Source organism: Stenotrophomonas sp. YJH_SMC_82, assembly GCF_059368875.1.
The window spans coordinates 1,462,722-1,478,529 of sequence record NZ_JCAFSE010000001.1 but is presented as its reverse complement, the minus strand read 5'-3'; the positions used below and the strand labels follow the sequence as shown (position 1 = coordinate 1,478,529).

Sequence of the window (15,808 nt, the reverse complement as noted above, 5' to 3'; positions counted from 1 at the left end):
ACCCATGCGCTGGCTGCTGGCGTTGCTGCTCCTGATGCTGCCGCTGGCCGCGCTGGCCCAGCAGCCGCTGCACGATCCGCAGCCGCTGCAGTTCCGCGATGACGCCGAGGAACGCCGCTTCCATGACCTGGCCGCGCAGCTGCGCTGCGTGCAGTGCCAGAACCAGTCGCTGGCCGATTCGAACGCGCAGATCGCCCAGGACCTGCGCCGCGAGGTGCTGCAGCTGATGCAGCAGGGCCACGACGACGCACAGATCAAGCAGTTCCTGGTCGCGCGCTACGGTGAGTTCGTGCTCTATCAACCACCGTTGCAGCCGGGCACCTGGCTGCTGTGGGGTGGCCCCCTGCTGGTGCTCGGCGCCGGTGCACTGGTAGTGCTGGGCATCGTCCGCCGACGTGGACGCACCGTCGGCGCGGCGCCGGCCGGCAAGGCCGATGAAGGAGACGAATGGTGAACCATTGGCTGCCGATGCTGGCCGGGCTGGTCGCCGCGCTGATGGCAGCGCTGGTGCTGTGGCCACTGCGCCAGCGCGGTCGGCGCGGTTTCGTGGTCGGCGTGCTCGCGCTGGGCGTGGCCGGTGCCTGCCTGTATCTGCTGGTCGGTGACCCAAGGGCGGCACAGGTACAACCGACCCCGTCGGCAGCCACCCTGCGCGATGGCGTGCAGGCACTGCAGGACGCACTGGAGCGCGACCCGCAGCGTGCCGACGGCTGGGCATTGCTCGGCCGTTCGCAGGCCGAACTGGGCAACGCCGCAGCCGCGGCGGATGCTTTCGCGAGGGCCGCCGCATTGGCACCGGAAGATCCGGGCGTGCTGGTGGAAGCCGCGCAGGCGCGCGCGCAGGCTGATGCCGGCAAGCAGTTCGATGACACCGCAATGGCCTGGTTGCAGCAGGCGCGCGCACAGGCTCCCGATGCCGAGCGCGCCAGCTGGCTGCTGGGCATCGCCCTGCGCCAGCGCGGAAGGAACGCCGAGGCCGCGGATGTGTGGAGCGGCCTGCTGCCACGACTGGAGCCGGGCGCCGCGCAGGCGCTGCAGGCACAGATCGCCATCGCGCGCGAGGCCGCTGGCCAGGCGCCCGATGCTGGCGCTGCGGCGCCACCGGCGCTGCTGCAGGTGCGCGTGCAGCTGCCGGCACTGAAGAACGCCGAGTGGCCAGCCAGCACCCAGGTTTTCGTGCTGGCCCGTGCCGTCGGCGGCCCGCCGATGCCGGTGGCCGCTCGCAAGCTGCCGCTGAGCGGATTCCCGGACACGGTCGGGCTGGGCGACGGTGACAGCCCGATGCCGACCGCACCGCTGTCGGCCCATCGCGAAGTGGAAGTGGTGGCACGCATCTCGCGCAGCGGCAGCGCCAACCGCAGCGAGGACGACCTGCAGAGCGTTCCGGTGAAGGTAAGCCTGCCCCACGACGGTGTTGTGGAGCTGCGCTTCCCTTGACCTGTAGAGCCGAGCCGATGCTCGGCTGCCCGGCGCCGGCAACTCAACCGCAGCCGAGCATGGGCTCGGCTCTACAGTAGATCCACGCCATGCGTGGATGCGACGGTCCGGTCCGCGTCCATCCATCCATGGAAACCAGCGTGTCGCCAGCTCCACATGCAGCCCCGCTAGAATGACTGCATGACCGAATTCATCCCGCCCGGCACCCGCTTCCACGCCCTGCCCTCGCCGTTCCCGTTCAAGCGCGGTGGCACCCTGCACGGCGCACGCGTGGCCTACGAAACTTGGGGCACGCTGGCCGCCGACGCCGGCAATGCGATCCTGATCGTGACCGGCCTGTCGCCGGATGCGCATGCGGCGGCCAACGAGGCCAATCCTGCGCCGGGCTGGTGGGAAGCGATGGTTGGCCCCGGCAAACCCATCGATACCCGCCGCTGGTTCGTGGTCTGCGTGAATTCGCTGGGCAGCTGCAAGGGATCGACCGGCCCCGCCTCGATCAACCCGGCCAGCGCTGAGCCCTACCGCCTGGACTTCCCCGAGCTGTCGATCGAAGACGGCGCTCGCGCCGCGATCGAAGTCGTGCGTGCGCTGGGCATCGCGCAGCTGGCCTGCGTGGTCGGCAATTCCATGGGCGGGATGACCGCGCTGGCCGTGCTGATGCTGCACCCGGGCATCGCGCGCAGCCACGTCAACATTTCCGGCAGTGCGCAGGCGCTGCCGTTCTCGATCGCGATCCGCTCGCTGCAGCGCGAGGCCATCCGTCTCGACCCGCGCTGGAATGGCGGCCACTACGACGATGCCGAGTACCCCGAGTCCGGCATGCGCATGGCGCGCAAGCTGGGCGTGATTACCTACCGCTCGGCACTGGAATGGGATGGCCGCTTCGGCCGCGTGCGGCTGGATTCGGACCAGGCCGACGACGATCCGTTCGGGCTGGAATTCCAGGTGGAAAGCTATCTGGAAGGCCACGCACGGCGCTTCGTGCGTTTCTTCGATCCCAACTGCTATCTGTACCTGAGCCGTTCGATGGACTGGTTCGACCTGGCCGAGTACGCCGACGGCGACGTGCTGGCCGGGCTGGCGAAGATCCGGGTGGAGAAGGCACTGGCCATCGGTGCCAACACCGACATCCTGTTCCCGGTGCAGCAGCAGCAACAGGTCGCCGACGGCCTGCGTGCCGGCGGTGCCGATGCGCGCTTCATCGGCCTGGAATCGCCACAGGGCCATGATGCCTTCCTCGTCGATTTCGAGCGTTTCGGTCCGGCCGTGCGCGGCTTCCTCGACGCGCTGTAAGTGGCGTGGCGGCGTAACCTCGCGCTGGCCGCCTTCGGCGCGCTGACCGCCTTGATGATCAGCGGTGTGCTGCCGTTGTGGCTGGGTGGCTGGTGCCTGCTGGCCAGTGCGGTGTCGTTCGGTCTCTATGGCCATGACAAGCGCGCGGCGCAGCGAAAGCGATGGCGCATTCCCGAGCGCACCCTGCAGCTGCTGGCCTTCGCCGGAGGCTGGCCCGGCGCGCTGCTGGGCCAGGCGCTGTTCCGCCACAAGCATCGCAAAGCCGCATTCCAGTGGGTGTTCTGGCTGTGCGTGCTGGCCAACGTGGCCTCGATCGCGGTGATGCTGCGCGAGTTCTCCCATTGACCGGCCTGTAGAGCCGAGCCCATGCTCGGCTGGCTTGCTTCCGGAGCCGAGCATGGGCTCGGCTCTACAGTAGATCCACGCCATGCGTGGATGTGCCGACCAAGGTCGGCATCTACCGAAGCACTTCGCGCTCCAACACCCCATCGCGCAACCGGTACTGCGCGTCGACCACGCCTTCGGGCAGGTCGTCGTGGGTGATCATCAGCAGGCTGCGCCCGTCCAGCAACCCGGAAAGGTCCTGCAACAGCGCACGTGCGGTATCCACGTCCAGGCCTTCGGTGGGTTCGTCCAGCAGCAGGATCGGCGCATTGCGCAGCAGCGCGCGCGCCAGTGCCAACCGCCGCGCCTGGCCGGCCGACATCGTCGCGCCGTTCTCGCCCACCCAGGCCTGCAGGCCACCGTTGCGCTCGGCCCAGTCCCCCAGGCGCACGCGACGCAGGACCGCCCACAACGCGGCATCACGGGCGTCGGGATCCCCCAGCCGCAGGTTCTCGGCCACGGTACCGGCAAACACCGGTGCGTTCTGCGGAAGCCAGGCCAGCTGGCGGTGCCACTCGGCCTGGGCGACGTTGCGCAGGTCGCGTCCGCCATAGGTGATTCGCCCCTGTTGCGGATCCCACAACCGCAGCAGCAGGCTGGACAGCGTGGTCTTGCCACTGCCGCTGTCGCCACGGATCGCGATGCGTTCTCCCGGCGCCAGGGTCAGCTGCAGGCCGGACAACACCGGCCGCGCGGCACCTGGCCACTGGAAGTGCACGTCATCCCAATGCACGCGCGCCGCCTGGGGTACCGGCTGCGGCGTCTGCGGATCCTCCACCGTCGGCGGTTGTTCGACGATGGCCTGCAGGCGGTCAGCAGCAATGCGCCCGGACTGCAGCGACTGCCAGGCCAGGCCCATGCCGGCCCAAAGTTCGATCAGCGCCACGGTCAGGAAGACGAGGCCCGCGGCCATTTCCGGCGCGATGTGCTGCTGTTCGGCGGCGTGCAGGGCCAACGCCAGCATCGCCACCAGGCCCAGCCCCGCCACCAGGCCGTGCAGGGTCGAGGCCGCGATCAGGCGCCAACGCCGACGACGATCACGCGAGGCCAGCTGCTTGGCGGCCACGCGTACCTTCAGCTGCCAAGCCGCATCGGCATGCAGCGCAGCCAGGTCACCGGCCCCCTCCAGCCCTTCGAATGCAGCGGTGCGCAACGCCGCGCGGTGCGCGGCACGATCGGCCTCTTCGTCGTCATGGCCACGCACGCCCAGCCACGGCACGCCGAAGGCGATCAGCAGCGCCAGCACCGCCAGCAGTACCGCCGCCGAGGGCAGGATCAGCGCTGCCGAGGCAACCGCCACCAGCGACAGCGCGCCCAGCGCCACCAGCGGCCCGATCGCACGCACCAGCAGCCCATCCACTTCGCCGATGTCCCCCAGCAGCCGCGCCAGCAGCTCGCCGGTGCGCGTGGCGCCCAATCGTGCCGGCGCCAGTGGCAGCGCACGGCGGAAGAACCACACGCGCAGGTCGCGGGCGATGCGCAGCGTGGCATCGTGGCCGACCAGCTTTTCGAAGTAGCGCGACACGATGCGCGCCATGGTCAGGCCACGGATGCCGGCCGAGGGTGAGAAGAAGTTGAAGCCCTGGCCGAGGCCGGCCGCACCGGCCAGCGCGGCCGCCGTGAGGAAACCACCGGACAGGCCCAGCAGCGCCGTGCCGGCCAGCATCGTGGTCCACAGCAGCAGCAGGGTCAGCAACAGGCGCGGCCGGTGCCGCAGGAATATCGCGCGCAGCGAATCAGGCGAACGGCTCATGCGCGCACCGCCTGTGCCGGCTCGACCAGGCGGCCTTCCGGCAACAGCAGGCAACGATCGGCCCAGGCGATCACCGCCGGGCTGTGGGTGGCGACCACTACGCTGCGCCCGCGCGCATACGCGGCCAGGCTGCGCAGCAGCGCCGCCTCGGTATCGGCATCGAGGAACGCGGTGGGTTCGTCCAGCAGCAGCACCTGCGGGTCACGCAGCAGCAGGCGGGCCAGGCCAATGCGGCGCGCTTCGCCACCGGACAGGCCGAAACCACGCTCGCCGATCACCGTATCCAGCCCCTGCGGCAGGCGCTGTGCGAACTGCAGTACCTGCGAGGCCTCGGCCACCGCGCGCAGGCGCGCATCGCTGGCGCCGGGATCGGCCAGGCGCAGGTTGTCGGCAATGCTGCCATGGAACAGGTACGGTCGCTGGCTGGCATAGGCCACCTGCACGCCGGGGCGCAGCTGCAGCTTGCCGGCACGCGGCGGCAACCAACCGGCCAGCGCCTCCAGCAGCGTGCTTTTGCCGGACCCGCTGGGACCGACCAAGGCCAGGCGCTGGCCCGGCTCCAGCAGCAGGTCCAGATCCCGCAGCACATCCTGCGGCGCCCCCAACGGGCGCAGTACCAGTCCTTGCGCCTGCAGTGGCGGCAAGGCGGCCTCGGCCGGCTCCACCGCCAGCGGCGCAACCTCGTTCTCGATCAGGCCCTGCTCGTCCGGCAGCGACTGCAGCAGGCGCTCCACTTCGGCGGCGGCGGCCAGTGCATTGGCGCGATCATGGTAGTGCGCAGCCAGCCGTCGCAGCGGCGCATAGAACTCCGGCGCCAGCAGCAGGCAGAACAGGCCCGCACCCAGCGTCGGCACCGCTGCATGCAGCGACATCATGCCCAGATAGCTCAGCCCCAGGTACAGCGCCACCATCGCCACGCTCACCGAGGCGAAGAATTCCAGCACGGTGGACGACAGGAAGGCGATGCGCAGCACCTTCAGGGTGCGCACGCGCACGCCTTCGGCGGCGGCCTCGATGCCGGCCAGTTCGGCTTCGCCGCGGCCATACAGGCGCAGCAGGCCCAGGCCCTTGATGCGGTCGGCGAAATGGCCGCTCATGCGCGCCAGCTCGCCCAGCTGCGCGCGCCCGGCGGCTTCAGCGCCCCAGCCCACCAGCATCATGAAGAACGGCACCAGCGGCGCGGTGAACAGCAGGATCAGCGCCACCACCCAGTCCACCCAGGCGACAGCGGCCAGGATCAGCAGCGGCACCACCACCACTTCGGTGCGCACCGGCAGGAAGCCGCTGTAATAGCTCTCGATCGCATCACCGTGATGCAGCATCAGTTCGCCCAGTTCACCGGTGCGGCGCTGCCGCAGCCAGAGCGGGCCCTGGCCCAGCAGGCGCGCGAACACGCGTTCGCGCAGTGCCAGCCGGGCGGCGTCGGCCACGTCACCGGCGGCGGCCTGGGTGGCGCTGCCCAGCAGGGTGCGCAGCACCAGGATCACCGCCAATCCCGCCAGCACCGGCAGGCCAGAGGCCAGCGGCACGCGCTCCACCAGCACCTGCTGCACCAGCCAGGCGATGGCGGCAGCCTGGCCGATCAACAGCGCGCCGGACAGGCTGATGCACAGCGCGGCCAAGCGCTGGCGGCCCCGGGCGGAGCGTGCCAGGTCGGCCAGCCAGGCCGTGCGCACACGCCGCTGGCGGGCGGTTTCAGCTTCCGGGGACAGGCCGTCAGGGGTCGTTTCGGCAGCGCTCAAGAGGTCTTCACGGGCAGCGGGGGAGACACGGCATTGTAGGCGCAGGCAATAGCCCGCCCCTGCGGCCGGCGGTCGCAGTCTTCATCAGGTTGGCATACGATCAACCGGGGCACCTGTTCATACATTGATCTGGATCAAGGCTGTTTGAAGTAGTCGGTCACATCATTCACGTCGTAGACCACCCTTCCCGCCACCTGCAACGGCACTATCCAACGAGGTAGCCAGGCCATGATTGATCAGACAGTCGTAGAACTGTCGCGGCTGCAATTCGCGCTGACCGCGATGTACCACTTCCTATTCGTACCGCTCACCCTCGGCCTGTCCTTCATGGTGGCCATCATGGAGAGCGTGTACGTGATGACCGGCAAGGAGATCTGGCGCAGGATGACCCTGTTCTGGGGCGTCCTGTTCGGCATCAACTTCGCCATGGGCGTTGCCACCGGCATCGTCATGGAATTCCAGTTCGGCATGAACTGGTCCTACTACAGCCACTACGTGGGTGACATCTTCGGTGCGCCACTGGCGATCGAAGGCCTGATGGCGTTCTTCCTGGAAGCGACCTTCGTCGGCCTGTTCTTCTTCGGCTGGAACCGCCTGAGCAAGGTCAAGCACCTGATGGTGACCTGGCTGATGGCGCTGGGGACCAACCTGTCGGCGATCTGGATCCTGGTGGCCAATGGCTGGATGCAGAACCCGACCGGTGCGGTGTTCAACCCGGAAACCATGCGCATGGAAGTGGTCGACTTCATGGCGGTGGTGTTCAACCCGGTGGCGCAGGCCAAGTTCGTGCACACCGTCAGCGCCGGCTACGTGACCGGTGCGGTGTTCGTGATGGCGATCAGCGCCCTGTTCCTGCTGCGCAACAAGCACAAGGACCTGGCCCGTCGTTCGTTTGCGGTGGCCGCGGCGTTCGGCCTGCTGTCATCGCTGTCGGTGGTCGTGCTGGGTGACGAGAGCGGTTACGCCGCCAGCGAACACCAGAAGATGAAGCTGGCCGCGATCGAGGCGATGTGGGAGACCGAGCGTGCGCCGGCCGACTTCACCGCCTTCGGCATCCCCAACCAGGAGACTCACCAGAACGACTACGCGGTGAAGATCCCCTACCTGATGGGCCTGATCGCCACCCGCTCGTTGAACCAGCCGATTCCCGGCATCCTGGAACTGGTCGAGCGCGCCGAACACCGCGTGCGTGGCGGCCAGCTGGCCTACGGTGCATTGGAACGCCTGCGCGCCAACAAGAACGACGTTGAAGCGCGCGAGATGTTCGACCGCCACTGGCAGGACCTGGGCCACGGCCTGCTGCTCAAGCGCTATCGCGATGACATCCTCAACGCCACCCCGCAGGAGATCTCGCAGGCGGCGATGGACACGGTGCCGCGCGTGATGCCGTTGTTCTGGACCTTCCGCGTGATGGCCGGCCTGGGCTTCTACCTGATCGCCTTCTTCGCGCTGGCCTTCTACTACTCGTGCCGCAACAACTTCCAGGACAAGCGCTGGTTCCTCAAGCTGGCCCTGTGGACGCTGCCGGCACCGTGGATCGCGATCGAGTGCGGCTGGTTCGTGGCCGAGTATGGTCGCCAGCCGTGGGCGGTCGATGGCGTGCTGCCGACCTTCTATGCGGCGTCGGGCCTGGCCCTGCATGAAATCGTGCTGACCCTGGCCGGCTTCACTGCCATCTACACCGCGCTGATCGTGGTCGAGATCAAGCTGATGCTCAAGGCGATCCGCAAGGGTCCGGACGAGGTGCTGCCGTCGCTGCAGTCGCCCCAGCCGCATGCTTCCCACAATGCCTCGGCGCCGGCCGCCGGCCAGGCCTGAGGCAGGAGAACCAAGATGGATTTCATTCTTCTGGACTACACCACGCTGCGCGTGATCTGGTGGCTGCTGCTCGGCATCCTGCTGATCGGTTTCGCCGTGATGGATGGTTTCGACCTGGGCGTGGGCACCCTGCTGCCCTTCGTCGCCCGCAACGACGCTGAGCGCCGGCTGGTGATCAATACCATTGGTCCGGTCTGGGAAGGCAACCAGGTGTGGCTGATCCTGGGCGGCGGCGCGATCTTCGCCGCCTGGCCGCCGCTCTACGCGGTCAGCTTCTCCGGGTTCTACCTGGCGATGTTCGTGATCCTGTTCGCCCTGATCCTGCGTCCGGTCGGCTTCAAGTTCCGCAGCAAGATGCCCAGCGAGCGCTGGCGCAACACCTGGGACTGGGCGCTGTTCATCGGTGGCTTCATACCGGCGCTGATCATGGGCGTGGCGGTGGGCAACGTGGTGCTGGGCGTGCCGTTCCACTTCGATGACAGCATGCGCATCTTCTACACCGGCTCGTTCTTCGGCCTGCTGATGCCCTTCGCACTGCTGGCCGGCCTGCTCAGCGTGTCGATGCTGGTCGCCCACGGTGCCGCCATGCTGGTGCTGAAGACCGACGGCCCGGTGGCCGAGCGTGCGGCCCGCTTCGGCAGCATCGCCGCGATCATCGCTTTCGTGCTCTTTGCGGTCGGCGGCGCCTGGGTGGCCTTCGGCCTGCCGGGTTACCAGATCACTTCGCAGGTGGTCACCGACGGCGCCACCAATCCGCTGCTGAAGACCGCCGAACTCGGCGCCGCCGGTGGCTGGATGCGCAACTACAGCACGATGCCGGCCACGATCCTGGCCCCGCTGCTCGGCCTGGCCGGCCTGCTCGCCAGTGCGGTGCTGCTGCGTGCCCGCCGCGGCGGCCTGGCCTTCATTGCCTCCGGTGCGGCCATCGCCGGCATCATCCTGACCGTCGGCTTCGCCATCTTCCCGTTCCTGCTGCCGTCCTCGAGCCAGCCCACCTCCAGCCTGACCGTGTGGGATGCCTCGTCCAGCCACCTGACCCTGTGGATCATGCTGCTGGCCACGGCGGTGTTCCTGCCGATCATCCTCGCCTACACCACCTGGGTGTACCGCGTGCTGAAGGGCAAGACCACCACCGAAGAGATGGGCAACAACCCGAACGCGTATTGATTGCTTGCACGTGTGCCGACCAACGGTCGGCACCTACCCGGAATGAAGGAGACTGATCATGTGGTATTTCGCCTGGATTCTCGGTGCCGGCCTCGCCTCGACGGTGGCCATCCTCAACGGCATGTGGTTCGAAGCCCGCGAGCAGAACCGCATCGAGAAAGAAAATCGTCGCTGAGCTGTAAAAAAACCTTGCCGCCTTGGCCTTCACACGGTATCTTAGGCGGCTCCTTCGGGGTGTAGCTCAGTCTGGTAGAGCGCTACGTTCGGGACGTAGAGGTCGCAGGTTCGAATCCTGTCTCCCCGACCACTTCGGTGGTCGCATTGAAGCCTGGTGAAGTCGTCCAGGCTTTTTTGTTCCCTGAAGTGGCACTGCTTCGGCAGTGTGAAGAAAACAGCATTCACCCCTTGCCGCCATCGGGGTGAATCGCTAGAATAGGCGGCTCCCTTCGGGGTGTAGCTCAGTCTGGTAGAGCGCTACGTTCGGGACGTAGAGGTCGCAGGTTCGAATCCTGTCTCCCCGACCACTTCGGTGGTCACCAAGAAGCCTGGAAGACATCACTGTCCTCCGGGTTTTTTTGTATCAGGCACCTGCCCGCCCGCATGACGGGACCTTGCCGGAGCCCGCACGTACAATGGCCGCGCTGCCGGCCCGCCAGCAGCCCCTCCCCCACCTGCCGCTTCGGCGTAGACCGATGCCGGCGCTGCATGCCATTGCCCCGGCGTGCGACACCTGCAAGGACCACCGATGAGTTCCTCCCCTTCCGATTCGCCGTCGCTGCTGCACGGCCGCGTCCTCGCATTCGCCGCGATCCTGCTGGCAGCGATCAACCTGCGCACCGCGGTCACCTCGATCACTCCGCTGCTGGACGTGCTCGGCCAGCAGTTCGGTTTCGGTACCATCATGACCGGCGTGCTGGGCATGCTGCCGACCGCGTCGTTCGCACTGTTCGGCGTGGCCACGCCGGCACTGGCGCGGCGCCTCGGGCTGGAGCGCACCACGCTGCTGGCGATGGTGATGGCGATGGCCGGCCTGCTGCTGCGTTCCAGCGCCGGCAACGTCGGCACGCTGCTGTTGGGTTCGGTGGTGGCACTGGCCGGCATGGGCATCGGCAACGTGGTGGTGCCGCCGCTGGTGAAGCGCTATTTCGCCAACAAGGTCGGCACCATGAGCACGCTCTACATCAGCGTGCTGCAGCTGGGCACGATGCTGCCGGCACTGCTGGCGGTGCCGGTGGCCAACGCCGCAGGCTGGCGCGTGTCGCTGGGCATGTGGGCGCTGCTGGCGCTGGCTGCCGCACTGCCGTGGCTGGTGCTGGCCACGCGCGCGCCGAAGCCGCAGTCCGACGTGTCCGATCCGACCGCGCAGCCGCACGGCAAGGTCTGGCGCACGTCACTGGGCTGGAGCATGACGCTGATGTTCGGCATGACCTCGCTGATGACCTACTCGATGTTCACCTGGCTGCCGCGCATCGTGGTCGAGGCCGGTGGCACGCCCGCGTTCGGTGGCGTGATGGTCGCCGTGTTCTCGGCGCTGGGCCTGCTGCCATCGCTGGTCATTCCGTCGATGGCGGTGCGCATGCAGAACCCGTTCCCGCTGGTGCTGATCGGCTTTTTCTCGTTCGTGATCGCCTTCACCGGCCTGCTGCTGGCACCGATGAAGGCCCCCCTGCTGTGGGCCTGCCTGCTCGGCGTCGGCCCATCCACCTTCCCGCTGGCACTGACCCTGATCAACCTGCGCACCCGCACCCCGACCGGCTCGGCGGCGCTGTCCGGCTTCATGCAGGGCGTGGGCTACAGCTTCAGCTGCCTGGGCCCGTTCCTGGTCGGCTGGCTGCACACGGTCAGCGACGGCTGGACCCTCCCGTTCAGCTTCCTGTTCGGCTGCGCCGCCCTGATGCTGTGCGCCTCGTGGGTGGCCTGCAAGCCGCGCAAGCTGGAAGATCTCTGGTAAGCCACGTGGGGCCCGCAACCGGGCCCACCTACCATTCGTCAGCCCGTCTGCGCATTTTGACGCCGGGCTGACAATTCCGGGCGGATAGTGCCCACGAATGCCCATCCTTGCCGCGTGCCGGCATCGGGCATGGGGGCGGCAGCGCCGCCCGGGCCACCACTCGGTGTGCGGGGGACTTCGTTTCAGACAAGACATCGCAGGTCGCTGTCCGGGTTGTATCCGTCTTCGCTGGGCGGGAATGCACGAAGGGAGTGACGCGGGCCACGGCCACGCCAAAAGCTGGCATGTGATGTGCGTCACATTTTTCAGGTTGTCTGGTTCGGAAGCCAAGGGGGTCCCCAATGGTTGTCCACCGCCGGCTGGCGCTCTGCGTCGGCCTCGCCTGCACCGCCCTGGCCTGGGCCAGCAGCGCTGCCCCGCCCGACCGCGAAGCAGCGTTGGCCGAGATCGGCCGCTATCGAGACCAGGCGCGTTGGCTGGACGCCCTGGGCGCGATCGAGCGCGCCAGCCAACAGCAACCCAACGACGACCTGCTGTTCAAGCTGCGCGTATTGACGCTGGGCGACATCGGCAACGCCTGGCGTGCGTGGGAGCTGTACCAGCAGCGCCCGCAACTGTTCGACGCTGCGCAGAAACAGCGCCTGGAGGGCGACTACCTGGCCAAGCTGGTGGTCTGGAGCCTGGCCTACAGCAGCAGCGAGGACAGCCGCCTGGAAGAAGCCGAATCGACCCTGGCCCGCATGCAGCGCTACCTCGGCGGCGAAGGCACCCCGCCCTCGCAGGCACCACTGCGGATCCGCATGGACCGTCTGATCCTGCTCAACCGGCTGGGCCGCCATGCACAGGTCCGCGAGGAAGCGCGGGCACTGCAGGCCGAAGGCCACACCCTGCCCGACTACGTGCTGCCCGCAGTGGGCGATTCGTTGATGGGCACCCTGCACCCTGAAGAAGCCATCCCGGTGCTGCAGGCGGCCGTCGCTGGCGACCCGACGCGCGACGCCTCGCATTCGGAACTGGCTTACGCCTACCTGGAAAGCGAGCAGCAGGAAAAAGCCATCGACCTGCTGCAGGCATGGCGCGACAAGGAGCCGGCGTGGCGCTGGAGCAACGGCAAGTCGCCGTACGCGAACTGGTCGCGCTACGAGGCCGATCTCAACCTGGCGATGGTGCGCGCCTACAGCGGCGACCTGCACACCGCGCAGCACGACCTGGAGTCGATGGTCGAGATCGCACCCGGCAACGGCGGGCTGCAGAGTGCGCTGGGCAGCGTCTACATGATGCGCGGCTGGCCACGCCGGGCGCTGCAGCGCCAGCAGATGGCACACGCGCTCGATCCGCGGGACATCGAACCGCGGCTGGGCATGGAAGAGGCCTATGTCGCCCTGCAGCGCGACGACCTGGCGCGGCCGCTGCACGATGACCTGGTCGCACGCTACCCCACCCAGCCGGCAGTCGAACGCATGGACCAGGCCTGGCGCGCGCATCGCGGCTGGCAGCTGAAGGCATGGACCGACATCGGCCGCAGCTCCGGGGGCGGTGGTACTTCGCCCCTGGGCAACAACGACCGCCACTACGGCGTGGACGTGGAGACGCCGGTCCTTGATGACCGCTGGCGGTTGTTCGCCCTCGCCGACCGTCGCGTGACCGACTTCCAGGACCAGCGCATCGATCCCCTGTGGCTGGGTGCGGGCGTGCGTTACCGCTTCGGGCAGCTGGATGCGGAAGCGGCGGTCCTGCGCGCCAACGATCACATCGGCGACACCGGCCTGCGCGTCGGCGTCGGCTGGCAGTTCAACGATTCCTGGCACGCCGGCGTGGTGGTCGCACGCAATGACCCGGAGGCCTCGATGCAGGCGCGCGCGGCCGGCATCACCGCCGACAGCGTGAGCGCACAGGTGGACTACCGGCGCAGCGAGCTCACCCACTGGACGTTCGGCGCGAGCCGCTTCCGCTATGACGACGGCAACCACCGCGAGCTGTTCGGCACCAGCGTCCAACAGCGCCTGCTGACCCGCCCACGCTGGCTGGTCGATGGCCTGGCCAGTGCCTACACCAGTCGCGGCAGCCGCGATGATGCGCCCTACTTCAACCCGAAGCGCGACCGCATGGTCGAGATCGGCCTGCGCATCGACCAGCAGCTGTGGCGGCACTACGAGCGCCACTTCCGGCACCGGCTGACCGTCTCGCTGGGCGACTACTGGCAGGACGGCTTCGGCAGCGCGTTGGTGCCGTCGGTGTCCTACATGCACGAGTGGCAGCTGGGCCCTGGCCGCGTGTTCGAGTATGGCGTGCGGTGGTCACGACCGGTCTACGACGGCCATCGCGAGCGCCATATCGGCTTCGAAGCCGCATTGCGCTGGGGAGACTGACATGGCCCGCTTCCTGCGACTGATCGTGCTCCTGCTGCTGGCCTGCGTGCCACCGGCGTTCGCGCAGCAGCCCCTGCATCTTGATGCGATCGACAACGGCCTGCTGATCCTCAGCTACCACGACATCCGCGACAAGGTGGCCGCCAAGGGTGATGCCGATTCCTATGCGGTGAGCACGCAGAACTTCGCCGCGCACCTGGACTGGCTGGGCGCGCACGGCTACCACCCGGTTTCGCTGTCGCAGCTGATCGAGGCCTCGCAGGGCCGCGCCACGCTGCCTCCCAAGCCGGTGCTGCTGACCTTCGACGATGGCCTGCGCAGCGTCTACGACAAGGCGTTCCCGCTGCTGCAGGCCTACCACTACCCGGCCCTGGTGGCGGTGATCACCGATTACGTGGACATGGCACCGGGCCGCACCATCGACTACGGCTACCGCCCGTTCGGCCACGATGACTTCGTGACCTGGGCGCAGCTGAAGCAGATGCACGACAGTGGCCTGATCGAAGTGGCCAGCCATACCGACGACCTGCACCACGGCGTGCTTGCCAATCCGCAGGGAAACTCCACGCCGGCCGTGGTCACCCGCATCTACACCCCGGCCACGCGCAGCTACGAGAGCGGGACACAGTATGAGCAGCGCCTGCGCACTGATCTTTCGCGCAGCGTGCAGCGCATCCAGCAGCACCTGGGCGTGCGCCCGCGCGCCATCGTCTGGCCATATGCCGCGTACAACCAGTTGAGCAACGACATCGCCGAGCAGCTGGGCATGCCGGTTTCGTTCGACCTGGAAGGCCGTAGCACGCCAGTGGCCAGCGACCTGCACGGGCTGGCACGATTGCTGGTGAGCAACAACCCGACCGTGGAAGGCCTGGCCTACGAACTGCGCCGAGACGTGGCGCTCGATGGCATCCGCGCCCTGCAGATCGATCTGGATGACATGTATGACCCGGATCCAGCGCAGCAGGCACGCAATCTCGATGCATTGATCGAGCGGGTCAAGCGCATCGCGCCGACCCATGTCTATCTGCAGGCCTTTGCCGACCCGGACGGCAACAACACCGCCGATGCGCTGTATTTCCCGAACCGGCACATGCCGATGCGGGCGGACCTGTTCAGCCGCGTCGCCTGGCAGCTGAAATCCCGCGCGGGCGTGAAGGTCTACGCGTGGTTGCCAGTGCTCGGCTTCGAACTGCCCGACCCGGAGCAGCGCAAGGTGCTGGCGATCCGCAATGGGGATGCCGACGGCATGTACCGGTTGGATTTCACCAACCCGAAGGCCAGGCAGATCATGCTCGACATCTACGAGGACCTGGCGGTCAATTCCTACTTCGAAGGCCTGCTGTTCCATGACGACGGCTACCTGCGCGACACCGAGCTGCCCGCCCTGGCGGCCGGCGAAGATGGCAGCGCACGTACCCAGGCACTGATCGACTTCACCCTGGCCCTGCGCAACAGCGCGCAGCGCTGGCGGCCGAAACTGGCAACGGTGCGCAACCTGTATGCCGAGCCGGTACTCCGCCCGCAGAGCGAAGCCTGGTTCGCGCAGCGCCTGGACCTGTTCAACAAGGCCTACGACCAGACGGCGCTGATGGCGATGCCGTGGATGGAAGGCAGCAGGCACCCCGAGCGCTGGCTCGACCAGTTGCTGGCCGCGGTACGCGCGCACGACCCGCAGCTTCAGCACACGCTGTTCGAGCTGCAGACCGTCGATTGGCGCAGCGGGCAGCCGATTCCCGCCGGGCGCCTGCGTGCGCAGATCCGCCAATTGCAGGCGCAGGGCGTGCACCACTTCGCCTGGTACCCCGATGACTTCATCGCCGACCAGCCCTCCACCCGCGATGCCCGCGCGGCAATGTCCGCCGGCAACTTCCCGTACCCGGAGAAGTGACGTGGA

12 protein-coding genes and 2 tRNA genes are annotated in these 15,808 nt (G+C 67.9%); 12 read left to right on the top strand and 2 right to left on the bottom strand.

The window, feature by feature from the left end; genetic code table 11:
- Nucleotides 1-4: 4 nt before the first annotated feature.
- From AC5P53_RS06625 to AC5P53_RS06610, 4 genes are all read left to right on the top strand, one after another.
- The gene (locus tag AC5P53_RS06625) at nucleotides 5-454 is read left to right on the top strand and encodes a cytochrome c-type biogenesis protein (protein ID WP_005417657.1); all 450 of its coding nucleotides are present in this window, start codon (nucleotides 5-7) and stop codon (nucleotides 452-454) included.
- Nucleotides 448-1,437 (top strand): tetratricopeptide repeat protein, encoded by a 990-nt coding sequence (locus AC5P53_RS06620; protein ID WP_134809102.1) that lies wholly within the window; start codon nucleotides 448-450, stop codon nucleotides 1,435-1,437. The genes AC5P53_RS06625 and AC5P53_RS06620 overlap by 7 nt, the downstream gene beginning before the upstream one ends.
- Nucleotides 1,438-1,617: 180 nt before the next feature.
- Nucleotides 1,618-2,730, top strand: a complete 1,113-nt coding sequence (gene metX, locus AC5P53_RS06615) for a homoserine O-acetyltransferase MetX (protein WP_241887523.1) — start codon at nucleotides 1,618-1,620, stop codon at nucleotides 2,728-2,730.
- Nucleotides 2,731-3,075 carry a DUF1294 domain-containing protein gene (locus tag AC5P53_RS06610; RefSeq protein ID WP_014647770.1) on the top strand — a complete coding sequence of 115 codons (345 nt, stop codon included), beginning with the start codon at nucleotides 2,731-2,733 and terminating at the stop codon, nucleotides 3,073-3,075.
- Between the two features lie 112 nt (nucleotides 3,076-3,187).
- On the opposite strand, the gene cydC is transcribed toward AC5P53_RS06610, so the two are convergent.
- On the bottom strand, nucleotides 3,188-4,867 hold the full coding sequence (gene cydC, locus AC5P53_RS06605; protein WP_241887521.1) for a thiol reductant ABC exporter subunit CydC: 1,680 nt from the start codon (nucleotides 4,865-4,867) through the stop codon (nucleotides 3,188-3,190).
- Nucleotides 4,864-6,609 (bottom strand): thiol reductant ABC exporter subunit CydD, encoded by a 1,746-nt coding sequence (cydD, locus tag AC5P53_RS06600; protein WP_111187912.1) that lies wholly within the window; start codon nucleotides 6,607-6,609, stop codon nucleotides 4,864-4,866. Before cydD ends, cydC begins: the two co-directional genes overlap by 4 nt.
- 228 nt (nucleotides 6,610-6,837) lie before the next feature.
- On the opposite strand from cydD, the gene AC5P53_RS06595 reads away from it, so the two are divergent.
- The 8 genes from AC5P53_RS06595 to pgaB all read left to right on the top strand — a co-directional run bounded on the left by AC5P53_RS06595 (nucleotide 6,838) and on the right by pgaB (nucleotide 15,802).
- Nucleotides 6,838-8,427, top strand: coding sequence for a cytochrome ubiquinol oxidase subunit I (locus AC5P53_RS06595; protein WP_005410352.1), 1,590 nt, complete (start codon nucleotides 6,838-6,840; stop codon nucleotides 8,425-8,427).
- Between the two features lie 15 nt (nucleotides 8,428-8,442).
- The gene (cydB, locus tag AC5P53_RS06590; protein ID WP_014647773.1) at nucleotides 8,443-9,594 is read left to right on the top strand and encodes a cytochrome d ubiquinol oxidase subunit II; all 1,152 of its coding nucleotides are present in this window, start codon (nucleotides 8,443-8,445) and stop codon (nucleotides 9,592-9,594) included.
- A gap of 58 nt (nucleotides 9,595-9,652) precedes the next feature.
- A complete protein-coding gene (cydX, locus tag AC5P53_RS06585) occupies nucleotides 9,653-9,769 on the top strand; it encodes a cytochrome bd-I oxidase subunit CydX (protein WP_005410354.1) in 117 nt (38 codons plus the stop codon).
- A 55-nt stretch (nucleotides 9,770-9,824) separates the two neighbouring features.
- A tRNA-Pro gene (locus tag AC5P53_RS06580) sits at nucleotides 9,825-9,901 on the top strand.
- A 140-nt stretch (nucleotides 9,902-10,041) separates the two neighbouring features.
- Nucleotides 10,042-10,118 (top strand) — tRNA-Pro (locus AC5P53_RS06575).
- 221 nt (nucleotides 10,119-10,339) lie between these two features.
- Nucleotides 10,340-11,545, top strand: a complete 1,206-nt coding sequence (locus tag AC5P53_RS06570; protein WP_241887519.1) for a CynX/NimT family MFS transporter — start codon at nucleotides 10,340-10,342, stop codon at nucleotides 11,543-11,545.
- A 341-nt stretch (nucleotides 11,546-11,886) separates the two neighbouring features.
- Nucleotides 11,887-13,914: a poly-beta-1,6 N-acetyl-D-glucosamine export porin PgaA gene (pgaA, locus tag AC5P53_RS06565; protein WP_032956114.1), complete on the top strand. Its 2,028-nt coding sequence runs from the start codon at nucleotides 11,887-11,889 to the stop codon at nucleotides 13,912-13,914.
- A gap of 1 nt (nucleotide 13,915) precedes the next feature.
- The gene (gene pgaB / locus AC5P53_RS06560; protein WP_075076327.1) at nucleotides 13,916-15,802 is read left to right on the top strand and encodes a poly-beta-1,6-N-acetyl-D-glucosamine N-deacetylase PgaB; all 1,887 of its coding nucleotides are present in this window, start codon (nucleotides 13,916-13,918) and stop codon (nucleotides 15,800-15,802) included.
- Nucleotides 15,803-15,808: the final 6 nt, after the last annotated feature.

Coding starts and splice junctions, on each gene's coding strand:
- AC5P53_RS06625 (WP_005417657.1), top strand. CDS start 5: ATGCGCTGGCTGCTGGCGTTGCTGCTCCTGATGCTGCCGCTGGCCGCG.
- AC5P53_RS06620 (WP_134809102.1), top strand. CDS start 448: ATGGTGAACCATTGGCTGCCGATGCTGGCCGGGCTGGTCGCCGCGCTG.
- metX (WP_241887523.1), top strand. CDS start 1,618: ATGACCGAATTCATCCCGCCCGGCACCCGCTTCCACGCCCTGCCCTCG.
- cydC (WP_241887521.1), bottom strand. CDS start 4,867: ATGAGCCGTTCGCCTGATTCGCTGCGCGCGATATTCCTGCGGCACCGG.
- AC5P53_RS06595 (WP_005410352.1), top strand. CDS start 6,838: ATGATTGATCAGACAGTCGTAGAACTGTCGCGGCTGCAATTCGCGCTG.
- cydB (WP_014647773.1), top strand. CDS start 8,443: ATGGATTTCATTCTTCTGGACTACACCACGCTGCGCGTGATCTGGTGG.
- cydX (WP_005410354.1), top strand. CDS start 9,653: ATGTGGTATTTCGCCTGGATTCTCGGTGCCGGCCTCGCCTCGACGGTG.
- AC5P53_RS06570 (WP_241887519.1), top strand. CDS start 10,340: ATGAGTTCCTCCCCTTCCGATTCGCCGTCGCTGCTGCACGGCCGCGTC.
- pgaA (WP_032956114.1), top strand. CDS start 11,887: ATGGTTGTCCACCGCCGGCTGGCGCTCTGCGTCGGCCTCGCCTGCACC.
- pgaB (WP_075076327.1), top strand. CDS start 13,916: ATGGCCCGCTTCCTGCGACTGATCGTGCTCCTGCTGCTGGCCTGCGTG.